Origin of the sequence: Streptomyces sp. NPDC057253 (assembly GCF_042669125.1) — a bacterium.
In the GTDB taxonomy this organism is placed as follows: domain Bacteria; phylum Actinomycetota; class Actinomycetes; order Streptomycetales; family Streptomycetaceae; genus Streptomyces.
This window is the reverse complement of the sequence record NZ_JBHUXV010000076.1, coordinates 1-21,674: the sequence shown is the minus strand read 5'-3', so window position 1 is coordinate 21,674 and position 21,674 is coordinate 1. Positions and strand designations below refer to the sequence as shown.

At 74.1% G+C, this 21,674-nt stretch carries 8 protein-coding genes; all 8 read left to right on the top strand.

What is annotated here, in order from left to right:
- Positions 1-32 precede the first annotated feature (32 nt).
- The 8 genes from ACFULQ_RS32455 to ACFULQ_RS32420 are packed head-to-tail and all read left to right on the top strand — an operon-like array spanning position 33 to position 21,593.
- The gene (locus ACFULQ_RS32455; protein ID WP_383550850.1) at positions 33-5,126 is read left to right on the top strand and encodes an amino acid adenylation domain-containing protein; all 5,094 of its coding nucleotides are present in this window, start codon (positions 33-35) and stop codon (positions 5,124-5,126) included.
- A complete protein-coding gene (locus ACFULQ_RS32450) occupies positions 5,123-15,895 on the top strand; it encodes an amino acid adenylation domain-containing protein (RefSeq protein WP_383550848.1) in 10,773 nt (3,590 codons plus the stop codon). The genes ACFULQ_RS32455 and ACFULQ_RS32450 overlap by 4 nt, the downstream gene beginning before the upstream one ends.
- The gene (locus tag ACFULQ_RS32445; RefSeq protein ID WP_383550846.1) at positions 15,892-16,860 is read left to right on the top strand and encodes an ornithine carbamoyltransferase; all 969 of its coding nucleotides are present in this window, start codon (positions 15,892-15,894) and stop codon (positions 16,858-16,860) included. Before ACFULQ_RS32450 ends, ACFULQ_RS32445 begins: the two co-directional genes overlap by 4 nt.
- Complete coding sequence (locus tag ACFULQ_RS32440) at positions 16,857-18,128, top strand: MFS transporter (protein ID WP_383550844.1); 1,272 nt, start codon at positions 16,857-16,859, stop codon at positions 18,126-18,128. Before ACFULQ_RS32445 ends, ACFULQ_RS32440 begins: the two co-directional genes overlap by 4 nt.
- The gene (locus ACFULQ_RS32435; protein ID WP_383550842.1) at positions 18,121-18,870 is read left to right on the top strand and encodes a thioesterase II family protein; all 750 of its coding nucleotides are present in this window, start codon (positions 18,121-18,123) and stop codon (positions 18,868-18,870) included. The genes ACFULQ_RS32440 and ACFULQ_RS32435 overlap by 8 nt, the downstream gene beginning before the upstream one ends.
- 4 nt (positions 18,871-18,874) lie before the next feature.
- Positions 18,875-19,828: a TauD/TfdA family dioxygenase gene (locus ACFULQ_RS32430; RefSeq protein ID WP_383550840.1), complete on the top strand. Its 954-nt coding sequence runs from the start codon at positions 18,875-18,877 to the stop codon at positions 19,826-19,828.
- Positions 19,829-19,878: 50 nt separating this feature from the next.
- Positions 19,879-20,646 (top strand): 4'-phosphopantetheinyl transferase family protein, encoded by a 768-nt coding sequence (locus ACFULQ_RS32425; RefSeq protein ID WP_383550838.1) that lies wholly within the window; start codon positions 19,879-19,881, stop codon positions 20,644-20,646.
- Positions 20,643-21,593 (top strand): TauD/TfdA family dioxygenase, encoded by a 951-nt coding sequence (locus tag ACFULQ_RS32420; RefSeq protein ID WP_383550836.1) that lies wholly within the window; start codon positions 20,643-20,645, stop codon positions 21,591-21,593. Before ACFULQ_RS32425 ends, ACFULQ_RS32420 begins: the two co-directional genes overlap by 4 nt.
- Positions 21,594-21,674 lie beyond the last annotated feature (81 nt).

The following is a 21,674-nucleotide window of genomic DNA, read 5'->3' as shown; positions in this document are numbered from 1 at the left end:
GCCCTCCACCCAGGTCTGTGACAGGAGTTGCCGTGAACGCCGAACTGCTTCCGGAACGCTTCGCCGAGCAGGCGTTCCGTACGCCCCACGCCGTCGCCGTCGTCGACGGCGAGCGGGCGGTGACGTACGAGGAGCTGGACCGCGCGTCCGCTCGCATGGCCCGCCTCCTCGGGGACCTGGGTGCGGGGCCCGAGACGCTCGTCGGGGTGAGCCTGCCCCGGAGCGTCGACCTGGTGGTCGCGCTGCTGGGCGTGTGGCGGGCGGGCGCCGGCTATGTGCCGCTCGACCCGGCCCAGCCCGCGGCCCGGCTTTCCTCGCTGATCCGCGAGTCGGGGGCGGGGCTGGTGCTGGCCGGGGCGGAGCTGGAGCGGGCGGTGGCCGAGGCGGGTGCCCGCCGGGTCGACCCGGCCGCCGAACTCCCCTCCGCGGACGGCCCCTTGGCTGCTCCCGACCCGGACGGGGTCGCGTACGCCATCTTCACCTCCGGCTCCACCGGCACCCCCAAGGCCGTCGCCGTCACCCACGCGGGCATCGCCAACCGGGTCGGCTGGACGGTCGAACGGCATGCGCTGGGCGCCGGTGACCGGGTGCTCCAGAAGACCACCATCGGCTTCGACGCGGCCGGCTGGGAGATCTTCGCCCCGCTGGTCGGCGGCGGCACGGTGGTGCTCGCCCCGGCCGGTGCCGAGCGCGACCCGGCCGCGCTGCTGCGGGCCGTCGCCGAGCACCGGGTCACCGTCCTCCAGGTCGTGCCCTCGGTGCTGCGGCTGCTGGTGGAGGAGGGCGACTGGAGCGGCTGCGGCCCGCTGCGGCTGCTGTTCTCGGCGGGCGAGGCGCTGCACGCCGAACTCGTCGCGAAAGTGCGGGAATTGGCGGGTCCGGGGCTGGAGGTGTGGAACACCTACGGTCCCACCGAGTGCTCCATCGACGTCACGGCCTTCGCGGCCGATCCCGCCGTCACGACCGGACCGGTGCCGATCGGCCGGCCCCTGCCCGGCATGAAGGTGCTCGTGCTCGACCCGTCCGGCGCGCCCGTGCCGGTCGGCGTCCCGGGGGAGCTGTACGTCGGCGGCGTCGGCGTCGCCCGCGGGTACGCGGGCCGGCCCGCTCTGACCGCCGAGCGGTTCGTGCCCGACCCGTACGAGTCCGGCGCCCGGCTCTACCGCACCGGGGACCAGGTGCGGTGGCGGGCCGACCGCACGCTGGAGTACCTCGGCCGCCTGGACCACCAGGTCAAGGTGAACGGCGTGCGCATCGAGCCCGGCGAGGTCGAGGCCGCGCTCGCCGCGCACCCCTCGGTCACCGGTGCCGTCGTGGTGCCGTACGAGGGCGAGGACGGCGGCAAGCGGCTCGCGGCGCATCTGACGACCGACGGTCCCGCTCCCGGCTCCACCGAGCTGCGGGTCTTCCTCGCCGAGTGGCTGCCCGAGAGCCATGTGCCGTCCTTCTTCCACGTCCTGGACGCCTTCCCGCTGCTGGCGAGCGGCAAGGCGGACCGGGCCGCGCTGCCGACGCCGGCCGAGATCGCCGCCGCGTCCCGGTCCGGCTTCGTCGCCCCGCGCGACGCGGCCGAGGAGCTGGTCGCCGGGGTCTGGGCGGAGCTGCTGGGCCGCGAACGGGTGGGTGCTCTGGACGACTTCTTCGCCCTCGGCGGCACCTCGCTCCAACTGACCCGCCTGGCCGCCCGCCTGCGCGCGGCCTCCGGCGAGAAGATCTCCCTGCGCGGCCTGTTCGGCGCGACGACGGTCGAGGCGCAGGCCAGACTGCTCGGAACGCCCCCGGCGGCCACCGCGGAGTCCGAATCACTCCGCCCCACCCCCCGTACCGGCGCCCTCCCCCTCTCCTCCGGTCAGCGCCGTCTCTGGTTCCTCGACCGGATGCACCCCGGCAGCCCCGAGTGGGTCGCGCCGCTCTTCCTGCGGCTGCCCTCCGGGCTCGACCCGGCCGACCTGGCCGCCGCCCTCGACGCGCTGGCCGCCCGGCACGAGCCGCTGCGCACCCGGTATCTCGCCGAGGGCGGTGAGGTGCGGCAGGTGATCGACGCCCCGGGCACGGCCGGTGTCGAGCTGCGGGTCGAGGACGCCGGCCGGGACGCGGTGTCCGGGCTGTTCGCCGAGCAGTTCGCGAAGGGCTTCGACCTGGCGGCAGGGCCGCTGTGGCGGGCGCTGCTGGTGCGGCTGCCCGGCGAGGACCACCTGCTGCTGCTGACCCTGCACCACATCACCTGCGACGGCTGGTCGACGGTCGTCCTGGAGCGGGAGCTGCGCGAGCTGTGCGCGGCCCGCATGGAGGGGCGGAAGCCCGAACTGCCCGCCCTGGAGCTCCAGTACGCCGACTACGGGGCCTGGCAGCACGCCCGGCTCACCGAGGACTTCGTCCAGGCGGAACTCACGCACTGGCGGGCCGCCCTCGACGGCGTCGAGCCGGTGGAGCTGCCCGCCGACCGGCCCCGCCCGGCGGTCCGCGACCCGCGGGGCGCCGTTGTGCCGCTCAGGGTTCCGGAGCGGACCGCGGCCGCCCTGACCGAGCTGGGCCGCGGGCACGGGGCCACGCCGTTCATGACGCTGCTGACCGCGTACGCCACCCTCGTGGCCCGCTGGAGCGGCCGCTGGGACGTGCCGGTCGGCACCCCGGTGGCGGGCCGCACCCGGCCCGAGACCGAGCACATGGTCGGCTTCTTCCTCAACTCCCTGGTCGTGCGCTGCGGTCTGACCCCCGACCTGGGCTTCGCCGAGGCCCTGGTCAGGGTCAGGGACGCGGCGCGCGCCGCCTTCGTCCACCAGGAACTGCCCTTCGAGCGGCTGGTCGACGAGCTCCAGCCGGAGCGCGACCTGTCCCGCACCCCGCTCTACCAGGTCGCCTTCGACCTGCACAGCGAGGGCGTGACCAGCGTCGTCACCGAGGACGCGGACCTGGCCGCGTTCACCGAGGCCTGGCAGGTCGCCAAGACCGACCTGTCGCTGTTCATGCGGCAGACCCCCGAGGGCGCCCTGGACGGCGTCCTGGAGTACGCCACCTCGCTGTTCGACCAGGCCACCGCCGCCCGCATGGCCGGCCACTTCCTCACCCTCCTCGACCAGGTCGCCGCCCACCCGGACGCCCCGCTCGGCTCCCTCGACCTGCTCGGCGAGCAGGAGCGCCGGCAGCTCCTCGACGGCTGGAACGACACCGCATGGGAGTCCGACGAGCGCACCATCCTCGAACGCTTCGAGGAGCAGGCCCGCACCCGCCCCGACCGCACCGCCCTCGCCTTCGGCGAACGGACCGTCTCCTACGGCGAGCTGGACACCGCCGCCAACCGGCTCGCCCAGCAGCTGCGCACCCTGTGCGTGGGCGCCGAGCGCCGGGTCGCCGTCCTGCTCGACCGGAGCCCCGAACTGGTCACCGCCCTGCTCGCGGTCTGGAAGGCGGGCGGCGCCTACGTACCGGTCGACCCGTCCTACCCGGCCGAGCGCGTCGCCGCGATGTGCCGGGCGGCCGGAGTGCGCACGGCGGTCACCGCGTCGGCGTACGAGCAGCGGTTCACCGGCGTGGCGGGCCTCAGGGTGCTGCGGCTGGACACCGACGCCGCCGAGATCGCCGTACGGCCCGCGGCCGCGCCCGCGCGGGACCGGGACCCGGACCGGCTCGCGTACGTCATCTTCACCTCCGGCTCCACCGGGGTCCCCAAGGGCGTCGAGGTCACCCAGCGGGGCCTGGCCAACCACGTGGCATGGGCCGCGCGGGAGCTGGCCGGACGGGACCACGGCGGTGCCGCGCTGTTCTCCTCGGTCGCCTTCGACCTGGTCGTCCCCAACCTGTGGGCGCCCCTGGTCACCGGGCAGCGGCTGTTCCTGCTGCCGCAGGACACCGACATGTCGGAGCTCGGCAAGCGGCTGTCGGAGGCGGCCCCCTTCAGCTTCCTCAAGCTGACCCCGGGCCATCTCGACATCCTGGCCCACCAGTTGTCCCCGGCCCAGGCGGGCTCGCTGACCCCGCTCACCGTGGTGGCGGGCGAGCCGTTCACCCGGGCGGCCCTGGAACGCTGGCGGGAGCTCGCCCCCGAGATGCTGCTGGTCAACGAGTACGGCCCGACCGAGGCCTCCGTCGGTACCTCGGTCTTCCCGGTGCCGCAGGACGAGGCCGAACCGGTCCCCGACGTGCTGCCCATCGGCCGCCCGCTGCCCGGCATGACCATGTACGTCCTCGACCCGGCCCTGAACCCGGTCCCGGTGGGGGTCGCGGGCGAGCTGTACGTCGGCGGGACGGGCGTGGCCCGCGGGTACGCCGGCCGGCCCGAGCTGACCGCCGAGCGGTTCGTGCCCGACCCGTACGGCGACGCGGCGGGCGCCCGGCTGTACCGCACCGGGGACCTGGTGCGCCGGCTCCCGGACGGGAACGTCGCCTTCCTCGGCCGGCTCGACGACCAGGTCAAGATCCGCGGCTACCGCGTCGAGCTCGGCGAGATCCGGGCGGTCGTGGAGGAGCACCCGCAGATCCGGGAGGCCGTGGTCGTCGTCCACCGTCCCGAGGGCGGCGAACCGGCGCTGGCCTGCTACGCCGTACCGGCCGCGCCCGGCGCCGAACTGCCCGACCTCGGCGCGTCGCTCGCTGCCCGGCTGCCGGAGTACATGATCCCGGCGACCTTCACCGCGCTGGACGCGATCCCGGTCAACGCCAACGGCAAGGTCGACCGACGGGCCCTGCCCGAACCGGGGCGCCGCGAGGACGGGCCCGCCCATGTGGCGCCGAAGGGGCCCGTGCAGGAGCGGATCGCCGAGGTCTGGACCGAACTGCTCGGCGTGCAGGCCTCCGCGCACGACAACTTCTTCCACATCGGCGGCAATTCGATCCTCGCGATCCGGCTCATCTCCCGCATCCAGCAGGAGTTCGGCATCGACTTCGCCGTCCGCACGGTCTTCGAGGGCCCGACGATCGCCCAGCTGGCGGCGACGGTCACCGACCGGGTCACGGCCGAGGTGGCGGCGCTGTCCGACCGCGAACTGCTGGACGAGGCCGCCGGGGCCCCCACGGCCGGGGAGACGGCCGGGCTCTCCGCGACCGCCGGGGCCCCCACCACCGGCACCGCACCACAGACCACCGTCCGCCCCCACACCGCATCGCACACCGAGGAGCAGCAGGCATGAGCACCGGGGAAATGGAGAGGCCCGTCGTCACGGGCGGCGGCGACGGTGGTTCCGGTACCGAGGCCGACGCGCTGCGCGCCGAACTGCTGCGCCGCCGGCTCGCGGGCCGCGGCGCCGCGGCCCCGCGCCGCACGGAGATACCCCGCGCCGACCGCACCGCGGCGCTGCCGCTGTCGTACGGCCAGCAGCAGATGTGGTTCCTCAGCAGGCTGGAGCCGGACAGCCCCGAGTACCTGGTGCCGCTGGTGCTGCGGCTGCGCGGCACCCTGGACACCGAGGCGCTGGAGCGGGCCTGGCAGGGTGTCCTGGACCGGCACGAGATCCTGCGCACCCGCTACGAGCTGGCCGGTGACGCGCCCGTGCAGATCGTCGACCCGCCGCGCCCGCTGCCCCTGACCCACTCCACGGCCGCCGACGACACCGGGGTGCGGGCCCTCGTCGAGGCCGACCTGGCCCGCACCTTCGACCTCGGCCGGGACTGGCCCGTGCGCGGCCGTCTCGTCCGCGTCGGCGACGACGAGCACGTCCTCGCGGTCGTCTTCCACCACATCGCCTGCGACGCCTGGTCCACCCAGGTCTTCGGCCAGGAGCTCAGCGAGCTGTACACGGGCACCGCCCCGGCCCCGCTCGCCGTGCAGTACGCCGACTACGCCGCCTGGCAGCGCACCACGCTGACCGACGCCGTGGTCGCCCGTCACCTCGACCACTGGAAGGCCGCGCTGGCCGACCTGCCGCCGCTGGAGCTGCCCGCCGACCGCCCCCGTCCGCCGGTCCGCGACGGCGCCGGCGACGCGGTCCCCTTCGAGGTGCCCGACCACCTCGCCGCCCGCCTCCGGCAGCTCGCCGCCGACCGGGACAGCACCCTGTTCATGCTGTTCCTGGCGGCCTGGCAGACCCTGCTGTCCCGGTACACCGGACGCACCGACATCGCGGTGGGCACCGTGGTCTCAGGGCGCGGCCGACCCGAGCTCCAGCAGCTCATCGGCTACGGCATCAACAGCCTGGTGATGCGCGGCGACCTCACCGGCGACCCGTCCTTCACCACCCTGCTGGCCCGCACCCGCGCCACGGTCCTGGACGCCTACGACCACCAGGACGTGGCCTTCGCCCAGGTCGTCGAGGCCCTCGCCCCCGACCGCGACCTGTCCCGCACCCCCCTGTTCCAGGTCGCCTTCACCCTGCACGGCGACCGCGGCGCCGCCTTCGACCTGCCCGGCATCGAGGCCGAACCCTTCGCCGGCTCCGGCCGCGTCGCCAAGTTCGACCTCGACCTCCAGGTCCGCGAGAGCGCCGACGGCCCGCTCGGCGGCCACCTGGAGTACGCGACCGCGCTCTTCGACCGCACGACGATCGAGCGCCTGGCCGGTCACCTGGTCCGGCTGCTGCACGCGATCGCCGACGCCCCCGGGTCCCCGCTGTCCGCCCTGGAGATCCTGGACGAGCAGGAGCGGGCCGTGCTGCTCGGCCCGCCCCGGGAACAGTTCCCGGTCACCCGGCGGGTGCACGAGCTGTTCGAGGAGCAGGCCGCCCGCACCCCGCACCGCACCGCCCTGAGCTTCGAGGGCACCGACCTGACCTACGCCGAGCTCGACGCCCGCGCCAACCGCGTTGCCCACGCCCTGATCGCCAAGGGCGTCGGCCCGGAGACCCTGGTGGGCCTCAGCCTGGAGCGCGGCATCGAGCTGATCCCCGCCCTCCTCGGCATCCTGAAGTCCGGCGCCGGCTACCTCCCGCTGGACCCGGCCAACCCGGCCGACCGCATCGCCTACATCGTCGGGGACGCCCGGGCCCCGGTCGTCGTCACCGTCTCGGACCACGCCCACCTCTTCGACGTGGACCTGCTGCTCCTGGACCGGGACCCGCTCGACGAGCAGCCCGACACCAGCCCCGGCGTCCCCGGCAGCCCCGAGAACCTGATCTACACGATCTACACCTCCGGCTCCACCGGCCGCCCCAAGGGCGTCGCCCTCACCCACGCCAACGTGGCCCGCCTCCTGGCCCGCGGCCACGAGCACTACGCCTTCGCCGAGACCGACGTGTGGCCGCTGTTCCACAGCTACGCCTTCGACGTCTCGGTGTGGGAGATGTGGGGCGCGCTGCTGTTCGGCGGCCGGCTGGTCGTCGTACCGCAGGCCGTGACGCGCTCGCCGGAGGACTTCCTGGACCTGCTGGTCCGGGAGAAGGTCACCGTGCTCAACCAGACGCCGACCGCGTTCCGTGCGCTGGTGGACACCGACGCCGAGCTGTCGCTGCGGGCGGTCGTCTTCGCGGGCGAGAAGCTGGAGGTCTCCGAACTCAGGCCGTTCGCCGACCGGTTCGGCCTGGACCGGGTGGCCCTGGTCAACATGTACGGGATCACCGAGACCACCGTGCACACCACCTACCACCGCATCACCGGGGCCGACCTCGACCCGCGGGCCGGCAACCCCGTCGGCCACCCGCTGGCGGACCTGCGCGTCTGTCTGCTGGACGCGCACGCCCGCCCGGTCCCGGTCGGGGTGCCCGGCGAGATGTACGTGGCGGGCCCCGGCGTGGCCCGCGGCTACCTCAACCGGCCGCGTCTGACCGCCGAGCGGTTCGTCCCGGACCCCTACGGCCCGCCCGGCTCCCGTCTCTACAGGAGCGGCGACCTGGCGCGCCGGCTGCCCGACGGCAGCCTGGAGTTCCTGGGCCGGATCGACGACCAGGTCAAGATCCGCGGCTTCCGCGTCGAACTCGGCGAGATCGAGACCGCCCTGGCCGCCCACCCGCACGTGCGGGACGCGGTGGTCCTGGTCCGCGAGGACACCCCCGGCGACAAGCGCTTGGTGGCGTGGGTGACCCCGGCCGGGGACACCGCGCCCGAGCCCGGCGACCTGCGCTCCCGTCTGGCGGCCCGGCTGCCCGAGTACATGGTCCCGGCCGCCTTCGTCACCCTGGACGCGCTGCCGCTGACCACCAACGGCAAGCTCGACAAGCGCGCCCTGCCCACCCCCGGCCAGGACGCCCTCGGCGGCGCCGACTTCGTCGCCCCGCGCACGGTCGCCGAGGAGCGCGTCGCCGAGGTGTGGGCGGAGGTGCTGGGCCTGGAGCGGGTCGGCGTCGAGGACGGGTTCTTCGAGGTGGGCGGGCACTCCATCCGCGCGGTCACCCTCGTCGGACGGCTGCGCGCGATCGGCTACGACCTCGCCGTGCGGGACGTCTTCGAGTACCGCACGGTCGCCCGGATCGCCGAGCTGGTCACCGGGCGCCCGGCCCCGGCCGACGCCGACCGCACCGTCGAGCCGTACGCCCTGATCGGCGACGCGGACCGGGCGAAGCTCCCTGCGGCGGGTCTGGTCGACGCCTATCCGCTGTCCCAGGTGCAGCTCGGCATGGTCGTCGAGATGCTCACCGACGACGGCAAGCACCCGTACCACAACGTCACCTCGTTCCGGATCCGCGACGAGCGCCCCTTCTCCCTGGACGCGCTGCGCGCCGCCGCCGCGCGGGTCGTCGCCCGGCACGAGGTCCTGCGCACCTCCTTCGACCTCACCACCTGCTCGGTCCCCCTCCAACTGGTCCACGACAGCGCCGAGATGCCGGTCGGCGCCCGTGACCTCTCCCACCTCGGCCAGGACGAACTCCTCGCGTCCCTCAGGGAGTTCACCGAGCAGGAGCGCGCCCGGCTGTTCGACCTGGCGAACCCGCCGCTGCTGCGGCTGTACGCGCACACGACCGCCGACGGCAGCTGGTGGATCACCAACACCGAGTGCCACGCGATCCTCGACGGCTGGAGCCACCACTCGCTCCTCATGGAGGTGCTCCAGGAGTACGACCGGCTGGTGGACGGCACCGAGGCCGTTGAGCCCGAGCGGCCGGCCGTCCGCTACGCCGACTTCGTCGCCGCCGAACGGGAGGCCCTGGCCTCCGAGGAGTCCCGCGCCTACTGGCAGTCCGTCGTCGACGGACACGCCCGGCTCACCGTGCCCGCCCCCTGGCGCGGCGCCCCGGACGACACCGGCGCCCCCTACCGTGTCCCGGTCCCCTTCCACGACCTGGAGGACCGGCTGCGCGCCCTGGCCGCCAAGGCGGGCGCCTCCCTCAAGAGCGTGCTGCACGCGGCCCACCTGAAGACGCTGAGCATGCTCACCGAGGAGGACCGCTTCTTCTCAGGGCTGGTCTGCAACGCCCGGCCCGAGGTCCTCGGCGCCGACCGCGTCTACGGCATGCACCTCAACACGCTGCCCTTCGCCCACGACCGCACGGCGGCCGGCACCTGGCGCGAGCTGGTGGCCTCCGTGTTCGCCCGCGAGGTCGAGCTGTGGCCGCACCGCACCTATCCCATGCCGGTCATCCAGCGTGAACTCGCCGACGGCGAGCGGCTGATCGACATGCGGTTCAGCTACCACGACTTCGACCAGGTCGACCGCGCCCAGGTCGACTACCTGGCCAGCATCGACGACAGCCCCACCGAGTTCCCGCTCGGCGTCTCCGCCCGCGTCGGCCACCTCGTCCTGACCGCCTCCCCGCGCGCCCTGAGCCGCACCGGCACGGACCGCCTCGCGCAGATGCTGCGCCAGGTCCTGGAGGCGATGGCCGGCGATCCCGAGGGCGACGCCCGCGCCACCTTCCTCCCGGAGGGCGAGCGCGAGCGCCAGCTCGTCGTGTGGAACGCCACCGCCCACGAGCCCGAGACCGCCTCCGTCCTCGGGCTCTTCGAGGCGCAGGCGGCCCGCACCCCGCGGGCGGCGGCGGTACGGCACGCGGGCGGATCGCTGTCGTACTGCGAACTCGACCGGCGGGCCAACCAGGTGGCGCACGTCCTGCGGGAGCGGGGCGTGACGGCCGAGTCCCGCGTCCTCGTCCAGCTGGACCGCGGCCCCGACCTGCTGACCGCCCTGCTCGCGGTGTGGAAGGCGGGCGGCGCGTATGTGCCGGTCGACCCGTCCTACCCGGCCGCCCGCGTCGACGCGATGCGCGAGGCGTCCGGCGCGGTGGCCACGCTCACCGAACTCCCGGACCTCACGGGGCTGCCCGCCGGAGCCCCGGCCCGCCGGGACGACCTCGACGCGCTGGCGTACGTCATCTTCACCTCCGGCTCGACCGGTGTCCCCAAGGGCGTCGAGGTGCCGCACCGGGGCCTGGTCAACCATGTGGCCTGGGCGGCGCGCGAGCTGGCCTCCCAGGGCACCGGGGGCGCCCCGCTGTTCTCCTCCGTCGCCTTCGACCTCGTCGTCCCCAACCTGTGGGCGCCCCTGGTCACCGGGCAGGCCGTGCACACGGTCGGCCAGGACGTCGACATGGCCGACCTGGGCGAACACCTCGTCGCCGCGGGGCCGTTCAGCTTCGTCAAGCTGACCCCGGGACACCTCGACGTGCTGGCCCAGCAGCTCACCGCCGACCAGGCCGCCGCGCTCGCGCCGGTCCTCGTGGTGGCGGGCGAGGCCCTCACCCGGGCCACGGTGGAACGCTGGCGGGCCCTCACCCCCGGGACCCGTCTGATCAACGAGTACGGCCCCACCGAGGCGTCCGTGGGATCGACCGTCTTCCCGGTCCCGGACACCTTTGACCTCGACGTCCTGCCGATCGGGCGTCCGCTGCCGAACATGCGGGTGTACGTGCTGGACTCGGGGATGCGGCCGGTGCCGGTCGGGGTGGCCGGGGAGCTGTACGTCGGTGGTACCGGGGTGGCGCGCGGGTACGCGGGCCGTCAGGACCTGACGGCGGAGCGGTTCCTGCCGGATCCCTTCGGTGCCGGGCGGCTGTACCGGACCGGGGACCTGGTGCGCCGACTGCCGGACGGGAACGTGGAGTTCCTGGGCCGCATCGACGACCAGGTCAAGATCCGCGGCTACCGCATCGAGCTGGGCGAGATCCAGGCCGTCCTCACCGGACACCCCGCCGTCCGCGAGGCGTTCGTGACGACGTACGACGGTGAGCTCGCCGCCTACTACGCGCCGGCCGAGGCCGCCCCCGACGCCGTACGGGCGCACCTGGCCGAGCGGCTGCCCGAGTACATGCTCCCCGCCGCCCTGATCCCCCTGGAGGCGCTGCCCCTCAACGCCAACGGCAAGGTCGACCGGCGCGCCCTGCCCGACCCCGACGCCGCCGAGACGGTGGCGGACGGGTACGTCGCCCCGCGCACGGTGGCCGAGGAGCGCATCGCCGAGGTGTGGGCGCAGGTGCTGGGTCTGGAGCGGGTCGGTGTCGAGGACGGGTTCTTCGAGATCGGCGGCCACTCCATCCGGGCCGTCGCCCTGGTCGGGGCGCTGCGCTCGGCCGGGTTCGACATCGGTGTGCGGGACGTCTTCGAGCACCGCACGGTCGCCGAGCTCGCCGAGTTCCTCACCGGCCGCCCCGCGCGCACCGAGGTCGACGTGCCCGTCGAGCGGTTCGCGCTGATCGGCGACGGGGACCGGGCCGCGCTCCCGGCCGACGCGGTGGACGCGTACCCGCTGACCCAGGTGCAGCTCGGCATGGTCCTGGAGATGCTGGCGGACGACCGGCACGCCTACCACAACGTGTCGTCGTTCCGGATCGGCGAGACCGTGCCGTTCGCCGCCGACGCCCTGCGCGCCGCCGCCGTCACGGTCGCCGCCCGGCACGAGATGCTGCGCACCTCCTTCCACCTCGACGGTTTCTCCCAGCCGCTCCAGGTGGTGCACGCGGACGCCGAGATCCCGGTCGCCGTCCACGACCTGCGGGGCCTGGACGCCGCAGCGGTCGACGAGACGGTCGGGGCCTTCGTCGCCGCCGAGCGCGCCGACCTCTTCGACCTGGAGCGGGCCCCGCTGCTGCGCATGACCGCGCACGTCGAGGACGACGGCTGGCGGCTCGGACTGACCGTCTGCCACGCCATCACCGAGGGCTGGAGCCACCGCGCCCTGCTGATGGAACTGCTGGACGAGTACCGGCGGGTGCGCGACGGCGCCGAACGGGTCACCGTCGCGGCACCGCAGGTGCGGTACGCGGACTTCGTCGCCGCCGAACTGCGGTCACTGGAATCGGAGACCGACCGCGACCACTGGCAGGGCGTCACCGGCGGACACGCCCGCTTCTCCCTCCCGTCCGCCTGGGCCGGCGACCGCACCGCCCCGCGCGAGCGGTTCCGGGTCGCGGTCGCCCTCAAGCCCTTCGACACCGGGCTGCGCGCCCTCGCCACCCGGGCCCGCGTCTCGGTCAAGAGCGTGCTGCTCGCCGCCCATCTCAAGACGCTGAGCCTGCTCACCGAGGAGGACCGCTTCCACTCCGGGCTGGTCTTCAGCGCCCGCCCCGAGGCACCGGGCGCCGACCGGGTCTACGGCATGTACCTCAACACCCTGCCGTTCGCCTTCGACGCCGACCGCGACCGCACCTGGGAGGAGCTCGTCCGCGAGGTCTTCGCCCACGAGGCCGGCATGTGGGAGCACCGCCGCTACCCGATGCCGGCGATCCAGCACGACGCCGGCGTGGAGCGCCTGCTCGACGTCCGCTTCAGCTACCAGGACTTCGACCACGTCGACACCGAGCGCGTCGACCTGGACGCCAGCTCCGGCGAGGGCGCCACCGAGTTCGACCTGGCGGTGTCGGCGGTCTCCGGGTACCTCCTGATGACCACCCACACCCACGCCCTGTCCCGCGCGAACGCCGACCGGCTGACCGCGCTGTACACGGCCGTCCTGGACGCGATGACCCAGGACCCGTCCGGCGACGCCCGCGAGGTGCCGCTGCCGGAGGACGAGCGGGAGCGCCAGCTCGTCGAGTGGAACGACACCGCGCACGAGGCCGAGACCGCCTCCGTCCTCCAGCTCTTCGAGGCCCAGGCCGCCCGGGGCCCGGACGCGCCCGCCGTCACCCTGGGCGCCGAGACCCTGTCGTACGCCGAACTCGACGCCCGCGCCAACCAGATGGCGCACGCCCTGCGCGCCCGGGGTGTCGACGCGGAGGCCCGGGTCGCGGTCCAGCTGGACCGGGGCCCCGACCTGATCGCCGCGCTGCTCGCGGTGTGGAAGGCCGGCGGCGCGTATGTGCCGGTCGACCCATCCCACCCGGCCGAGCGGGTCGCCGCGATCGTGCGGACCGCGGGGGCCCGGGTGGCCCTGACCTCTCCGGCGTACGCGGACCGGTTCGCCGGCACGCAGGTGCTGTTCGCCGCGGCGGACCCGGCTCTCCCGGCGACCGCTCCCACCCGCCGGGACGACCTCGACACGCTGGCGTACGTCATCTTCACCTCCGGCTCGACCGGTGTCCCCAAGGGCGTCGAGGTGCCGCACCGGGGCCTGGTCAACCATGTCGCCTGGGCGGCCCGGGAGCTGGCGTCCCGGGGGACCGGCGGGGCCCCGATGTTCTCCTCGGTCGCCTTCGACCTGATCGTCCCCAACCTGTGGGGGCCGCTGGTCACCGGCCAGCGGGTCTTCACCGTCCCGCAGGACACCGCCCCCGCGGAACTGGGCCGCGCACTGCTGGCCGGAGCGCCCTACAGCTTCGTCAAGCTGACCCCGGGCCACCTCGACCTGCTCGCCGAGCAGCTCACCACCGAGCAGGCGGACGAGCTGGCTGCGGTGACGGTCGTCGCGGGCGAGGCCCTGCCGGGCACCACCGCGGACCGTTCGCTGGACATCCTCGGGCCGGGCCGTCTGATCAACGAGTACGGCCCCACGGAGGCCTCCGTCGGCTCCACGGTCTTCCCGGTCACCGGGCCGGTCGGCCGTGAGGTCGTCCCGATCGGGCGTCCGCTGCCGAACATGCGGGTGTACGTGCTGGACTCGGGGATGCGGCCGGTGCCGGTCGGGGTGGCCGGGGAGTTGTACGTCGGTGGTACCGGGGTGGCGCGCGGGTACGCGGGCCGTCCGGACCTGACGGCGGAGCGGTTCCTGCCGGATCCCTTTAGTGCCGGGCGGCTGTACCGGACCGGGGACCTGGTGCGTCAGTTGCCGGACGGGAACGTGGAGTTCCTGGGCCGCATCGACGACCAGGTCAAGATCCGCGGCTACCGGGTCGAACTCGGTGAGATCCAGACGGTGCTGACCGGGCATCCGGCGGTGCGGGAGGCCTTCGTCTCCGTGCACGAACCGGTGCCGGGGGACCGGCGGCTGGTGGCGTACTGGACCGGCACCGGGTCCTCCCCGGAGGACCTCGCCGCGCACTGCGCGCTGCGGCTGCCCGACTACATGGTCCCGGCGGCCTTCATCGCCCTGGACGCCATGCCGCTGAACGCCAACGGCAAGGTCGACCGGCGCGCCCTGCCCGCCCCCGACCGGGCCGACCTGCGCACCGGCACCGACCATGTGCCGCCGCGCACCCCGACCGAGAAGGCCCTCGCGGCCATCTGGAGCGAGGTGCTCGGGGTCGAGCAGATCGGTGTCCACGACCGCTTCTTCGACCTCGGCGGCCACTCCTTGCTGATGATCAAGGTGCTGGCCGCGGCCCGCGCGGCGGGGCTCGCGATCTCGATCTACCGGATGTACCAGCACGACACGCTGATCGAGCTGGCGGCGGCGGTGGACGAGGACATGAAGGGGGACCCGGCTTCGGAGGCTCCGGCGGCTTCGGAGGTTCCGGTGGCCGTCGAGGCACCGGTGACCGCGGCTCCGGCCACGGTCGAGGCTCCCGCCACCGTCGAGGTCCCCGCCGAGCTGCTGTCCCGGCTGCTCGCCCGGGCCGGCGGCGAGGCGGCCGCCGAGGTCGCCGCGCTGCTCCCGCCGCGGGCTCCCGCCGTCGAGGGCATCGACGCCGTCATGGCCGACCACCACGTCCCCGGTGTCGCCCTCGCCGTCATCCGGGACGGCAAGGTCGCGGCCGTGGAGGGGCACGGGGTGCTCGCCGCGGGCGGGGACGTGCCGGTGTCCACGCGGACCCTCTTCCAGGTCGGCTCGATCAGCAAGCACGTGACCGCGCTGGGCGTCCTGCGGCTCGTCGACGAGGGGGTCCTCGACCTCGACGCGGACGTCTCGACCTACCTCACCAGCTGGGAGCTCGCCGACGACCCGCAGGCCCAGGGGCCGGTCACGGTACGGCAGTTGCTCGGGCACCGCGCCGGGCTCGCCCGGCACCGCAGCGTCGGCTTCCGGCCCGGCGAGGAGCTGCCCACGCTGCTGGACCTGCTGGCGGGCAGCGGGCCGGTGACCACGCCGAGGGTGCGGCGGGAGCTGCCGCCCGGTGAGGTGTTCCGGAAGAGCAGCACGCACTACTGGGTCCTCCAGCAGGTCCTTGAGGACGTCACCGGTGAGCCCTTCGAGCCGCTGATGCGGCGCCTGGTCCTGGACCCGCTCGGTCTCGCCGACACCAGCTTCGACCAGGACCACCCGCACACCGCCGGCCTGCCGGTGGCGCTCGGCCACGACGCCCACGGCACCCCCCTCAAGGGCGGCTGGCGGCGCCGGGCCCACCTCGCGGCGGCGGGCCTGTGGACGACGGCGGCCGACGCCGCCCGGTTCACCCTCGCCGTGCGCGACGCGCTGCTCGGCGCCCCGGGCGCGCTCGTCCCGCAGGCCCTGGCCAGGGAGCTGCTGGCGGGCGAGACCGGCACCTTCTACGGGCTGGGCACGATCGTCGACGACAGCGGCGACGACCTGGAGTTCGGTCACGGGGGCGAGCCCACCGGCTACTGGAACATGGCGATCAGCCGTCTGCACGCCGGGACCGGCTTCGTCGCGCTGACCAACGCCGACTCCGGCAAGGCCGTCGTCAAGCACCTCACCGCCGAACTGGGCCGCCAGGACGGGACGTTCGGACAGGGCCGGCTGGCCGCCGACTGGCGTTCCGCGGGCGACTCCGACGCGCTCCCCGCGGTCCTCGCCCCGGTCGTCACCGACGAGGAGCGGGCATGACCCGCGGCCCCTCTTCCACCACTGCCACCAGGAGGCCCTCCGTGACATCCGTACGGCACCTGATCTCGATCGACGACCTCACCGACGCCGACCTGCACACCCTCGTCGAACGCGGCGCCGCCTTCTCGGCCGGCACCGCGGGCCGGCCCGCCCCGCTCGCCGGGGACGTGGTGGGCGTCTACTTCAGCAAGACGTCCACCCGCACCCGCACCGCCTTCTCCAGCGGCGCGCTGCGGCTCGGCGCCCAGCTCGTCACCTACGGTCCCGGCGACCTCCAGCTCAACACCGGGGAGACCAGCGAGGACACCGGACGCGTGATGTCCCGGATGCTCGACGTGCTGGTCGCGCGGACCGCGGGCGACCCCGCCGAGATGCGGGCCTGGGCCGCCCAGGACCGGATGGCCGTCGTCAACGCGATGTCCGCCGACGAGCACCCCACCCAGGCGCTCACCGACCTGACCACACTGCGCCGGCAGTTCGGCCGGATCGAGGGCCTGCGGGTGCTCTACGTCGGCGAGGGCAACAACACCGCGTCCGCGCTGGCGCTCGCGCTGACCCGCTTCCCCGGCGCCGAGCTGGAGCTGCGCACTCCCGCGGGCTACGGCCTGGCCGCGCGGTTCCGGGAGCGGGCCGCCGAGCAGGCCGCCCGGTACGGCTCGGTGTTCGGTGAGCGGCATGACATGGCGGACCTGCCGGCCGACCTGGACGTCGTGTACACCACCCGCTGGCAGACCACCGGCACCAGCAAGCCCGACCCTGACTGGCGGACGGTGTTCGCGCCGTTCCAGGTGACCTCCGCGCTGTGGGAGGCCAGCCCCAAGGCCGTCTTCATGCACGACCTGCCCGCGCACCGCGGCGACGAGGTCACCGCGGAGGTCCTGGACGGGTCCGCGAGCATCGCCTTCGACCAGGCCGAGAACAAGATGCACAGCGCGATGGCGGTCCTGGAGTGGTGCAGGACATGACGCTGACCGGGGCCGCCGGCCCGGCGACGACGGAGCTGCCGCTGCGCCGCAACCGCGACTTCCTGCTGCTGTGGTCGGGGGCGAGCCTGTCGTTCCTCGCCACCCGGGTCACCTCGGTGGCGTATCCGCTGATCGTGCTGTGGCACACCGGGTCGCCGCTGGCCATGTCGGTGGTGTCCACGGCCGCGCTGCTGCCGCTGCTGCTGGTGCAGTTGCCGGCCGGGGCGGTCGTGGACCGGTGGGACCGGCGGCGGGTGATGCTGGGCTGCGAGGCGGGCCGGGTCCTGGCGGTCGGCAGCGTGGCGCTGTCGCTCGCGGTGGGGCGGCTGTCGGTGGCGCACCTGGCGGCCGTGGCCTTCACGGAGGCGTCCCTCGCCGTGTTCTACCGGCTCGCCGAACGCGGTGCCGTGCGCAACCTGGTCCCGGCCTCCCAGCTCCCCGCCGCCCTCGCCCAGAACGAGGCCCGGGGAAGGGCGGCCGGCCTGCTGGGCCAGCCGGCCGGAGTCCTGCTCCAGTCGGCGGGCCGCGCCCTCCCCTTCGCCTCCGGCGCCCTGGGCTACCTGCTCTCGGCGGCAAGCCTGCTACTGATCCGCAAGCCGTTCCAGGAGCAGCGGGCCGCCCCCGCGGACACCGGCCGGCTCGCCGGGGAAGTCGCCGAAGGCCTGCGGTGGTTGTGGGGGCAGCGGTTCCTGCGGGCCGCTCTCGGGTACGTCGCCGCCACCAACGTGCTGTTCCAGATGCTCGCGCTCGCCCTGGTCCTCAGGATCAAGGAGGCCGGGCTGCCCTCCCAGACCCTCGCCGTGGTGGTCGGCATCGGCGGTGTCGGCGGGCTGTGCGGGGCGTTGGCGGGCGGCCGGATCCAGCGCCGGATACGGCGGCAGCGCACGCTGCTCATCGCCGGCGCGGTGTCCTGGGCGCTGCTGATCGGGGCGATGGGGCTCACCGGCAGCCCGGTGGCCCTGGGCGCCCTGTACGCGGGGACCGGTTTCGTCGGCGCGGTCTTCAACGTGGCCGCCGCCGTCTACCAGGTCCGCACCACCCCGGACGCCCTCCAGGGCCGGGTGGCCGCCGCCGCCGGACTGATCGGCTCCGGCACCAACGCCGCCGGCTCCTTCGCGGGCGGCCTGCTCCTCGCGGCCTGGGGCGCCCTGCCCACCGTACGCACGATCGCCGCCGCGATGGCCGTCCTGGCTGTATTCGCCGCGCTGGCACCGGATCTGAAGGGAGAGCAGGCGGATGAAGCGACCCGAGAGGACCCCCGTGACTGAGCACGAGAACCCCTGGCTGCGCCGCCATCCCCCGAGGCGCACCGCCCGCGTCCGGCTCGTCTGCTTCCCGCACGCCGGCGGCAACGCCCAGCTCTTCCACACCTGGCCCGCACACCTGCCCGACGACGTCGAGCTGGTCGCCGTCCGCTACCCGGGCCGGCAGGAGCGCCTCGCCGAGCCCTGTGTCGAGGACATGGCCACGCTCGCCGACGCCGTCACCACCGCCCTGCTCCCGCTGCTGGACCGGCCTCTCGCCCTGTTCGGGCACAGCATGGGTTCGTCCGTCGCCTACGAGACCGCGCTGCGGCTGGAGGAGCGGCACGGTGTCGTACCGCGGCACCTGTTCGTGTCGGCCCGTTCCGCCCCGCACCGCGCCCGCCCCACCGGCCTGCACCTGCGCGGCGACGACGAACTCGTCGCCGGCGTACGGCGGCTGGGCTCGTTCGGCTCCGAGGTCTACGACATGCCGGAGCTGCGCGAACTGCTGCTGCCCGCCCTGCGTGCCGACTACCGCCTCATCGAGAACTACCGGCCCGCGTCCCCGCCCCGCCCGACCCGGGCCCCGATCACCGCGCACCTCGGCACCGACGACCCGGGCTGCGACCCCGACGACGTCCTGGCCTGGGCCGAGCTGACCCGCACGGCCGGCTTCGCCCTGCGCACCTACCCGGGCGACCACTTCTACCTCGCCCAGCGGGAGGCCGAACTGGTCGCCGACCTCATCAAGGACCTGGAGGCATGACCCCATGACGACCCGCGACACCACCCGCGACACCATCTGGACGCCGCTGGACCTCGAGTCCGAGGGCGTCGGCGGCGCCGACGAACTCCTCGCCCGGCTCGCGGAGATGGGCCAGGACGAGCTCGCCCGGCTGCTCACCCAGGAGAAGGGCCTGGTCTTCCGCGGCTTCGGCGTCACCCCGGACCGCCTCGACGAGGTCCTCGACCTGGTGCTGCCCAACCGCCTCGCCTATGTGCACGGCAACTCCCCGCGCACCAAGGTCGGCAGCAACGTCTACACCTCCACGGAGTACCCGCAGGAGTTCACCATCTCGATGCACAACGAGATGAGCTACGCCCACGCCTGGCCCGCCCGCCTCGCCTTCTACTGCCAGATCCAGCCGGGCAGCGGCGGCGCCACCCCGGTCGTCGACGCCGAGCTGTGGCTGAACTCCCTGGATCGCGAGGTCCGGGAGGCCTTCGCCGGCGGGGTCCGCTATGTGCAGAACCTGCACGACGGCTACGGCCTCGGCAAGAGCTGGCAGGACACCTTCGAGACCACCAGCCGCGAGGAGGTCGAGGCCTTCCTGGACCCGACGGGCGCGCAGTGGCAGTGGAAGGCCGACGGCGGCATCCGCGTCACCTCGGTCCGCCCGGCCACCACCCGCCACCCGGTCACCGGCACCGAGACCTGGTTCAACCAGGCCGACCAGTGGCACCCGGCCGGACTCGGCGACGACACCGCGGCCGCCCTCGCGCAGATCCTGCCCGAGGACGACCTGCCGCAGAACGTCACCTTCGCCGACGGCAGCCCCATCCCGGCCGAGTACGTCGTCCAGATCCGCGACCGCGGCCTGGAGCACGCCGTGGACGTCGACTGGCGCACCGGCGACCTGCTGCTGATCGACAACATCCTGCTCGCCCACGGCCGCCGCCCCTTCACCGGCGACCGCCGGGTCCTGGTGGCCATGTCGGACTGAGCCGCCCCGGCCGCGCGCACGCACGACCCACCGACGAACGGACTGAGGCGATGACCGCCGCATACGAACAGCTCAGGGACCGCGACGCGGTCCACATCTGGCGGGGGCGGGCGCCCGACACGCTCGCCCCCGGCGCCACCGATCTGCTGTCGGACGACGAGGCCGCGATGGTCCGGCGGCTGCCGGAACCGGCCGCGGCCCGGTACGCGGCCGCCCACACGGCCGTGCGCCGGGTGCTCTCCGGCTATCTCGGCGTGCCTCCGCGCGAGGTGGTCCTCGGCCGCCGCCCCTGCCCGCGCTGCGCGCACCCCGAGCACGGCCGGCCCAGGATCAGCTGGCCGCCCACCGACCTGGACTTCAACCTCTCGCGCTCCGGACCGCACTGGCTGCTGGCCGTGGTCGTCGGCCACCAGGTGGGCGTCGACCTGGAGGACGACCGCACCCTGGACGTCGAGGGTGCGTCCCGGTTCGTGATGAGCGCCTCCGAGCTCGCGCACATCCTCTCCGCGCCCGGCGGACCCGAGCGCACCCACGCCTTCTTCCGCTGCTGGACCCGCAAGGAGGCCGTGGTCAAGGCGATCGGCGTCGGCATCATCACCGACCTCAGCGAGGTCGACGTCCAGCCGGCGAAGGACGGCCCGGTCCTGGTCGCCCACACCGAACCGACCGGCCCCGACAGCTGGGTGGTGCAGGACCTGCCGGTGGCCGACGGGGTGTTCGCGGCGCTGGCCCGGGAGGCGGGCGCCACCGGCCCGGTGGTGTTCCGGCGCTACACGGACCTTGAGACGAAGGACACGGAAGGGGTGCTGGTCCCATGACCGCCATCGAGGAGACGACCGCCGTCGTGTACACCGCCGAGCCCGGCGCATCGGTGCACGACCACCTCCGCGAGCACCGCGACAAGCTGCGCACGGTTCTCGGCGAGCGTGGCGCGATCCTGCTGCGCGGTTTCGAGGTCGGCGGGGTCGACGGTTTCGACGGGGTGGTGCGCGGCTTCTCCGGCAGCGCCCCGCTGACTTACGCCGAACGCTCCTCCCCGCGTTCCACCATCAAGGGCCAGGTCTACACGTCCACGGACTACCCGGCGGACGAGGAGATCTTCCTGCACAACGAGAACTCCTACCAGGCCGTCTGGCCGAACACCCTGTACTTCTACTGCATCGAGCCGGCCCTTACCGAGGGCGCGACCCCGCTCGCCGACATCCGCGAGGTGTACCGGGCCATCGACCCGGCGGTGCGCGAGGAGTTCGTACGGCGCGGTGGCTGGCGGGTGGTGCGCAACTTCCACGCCGACTTCGGGGTGCCGTGGCAAGAGGCGTTCAACACCACCGACCGGGACGCGGTCGTGGAGTACTGCCGGACGAAGGGCATCACGGCCGCATGGCGGTCCGACGGCGGCCTGCGCACGACGGCGATCCGGCCTGTGGTGCACACCCACCCCGGCTCCGGCGAGGAGGTGTGGTTCAACCACGCCACCTTCTGGCATGTCACCTCGCTGGCCCCCGAGGTCCAGGAGGGCCTGCGGGAGATCTTCGACGACGAGGACCTGCCCACCAACACCTACTACGGCGACGGCGGCCGTATCCCCGACGAGACGGTGGCCCATCTGCGTGCCGCCTACCGCTCGGCGACCACGCGCTTCGACTGGCAGCGCGACGACATCCTGATCGTCGACAACATGCTGGCCGCGCACGGCCGTGAGCCGTTCACCGGCCCGCGCAGGATCGCGGTCGCGATGGCGGAGGTGTACGACCCCACCGCCTGATTTTTTTCGCTGTTTCACGTGAAACATTCGCTGTACCACCGTGGCGGCACAGCGAGTTGACGCTGTACGACGGCCGGGTCG

Excerpts from the sequence above, each read along its gene's own strand:
- ACFULQ_RS32450 (WP_383550848.1), top strand. The coding sequence starts at position 5,123 with ATGAGCACCGGGGAAATGGAGAGGCCCGTCGTCACGGGCGGCGGCGAC.
- ACFULQ_RS32430 (WP_383550840.1), top strand. The coding sequence starts at position 18,875 with ATGACGACCCGCGACACCACCCGCGACACCATCTGGACGCCGCTGGAC.
- ACFULQ_RS32420 (WP_383550836.1), top strand. The coding sequence starts at position 20,643 with ATGACCGCCATCGAGGAGACGACCGCCGTCGTGTACACCGCCGAGCCC.
- ACFULQ_RS32425 (WP_383550838.1), top strand. The coding sequence starts at position 19,879 with ATGACCGCCGCATACGAACAGCTCAGGGACCGCGACGCGGTCCACATC.
- ACFULQ_RS32445 (WP_383550846.1), top strand. The coding sequence starts at position 15,892 with ATGACCCGCGGCCCCTCTTCCACCACTGCCACCAGGAGGCCCTCCGTG.
- ACFULQ_RS32440 (WP_383550844.1), top strand. The coding sequence starts at position 16,857 with ATGACGCTGACCGGGGCCGCCGGCCCGGCGACGACGGAGCTGCCGCTG.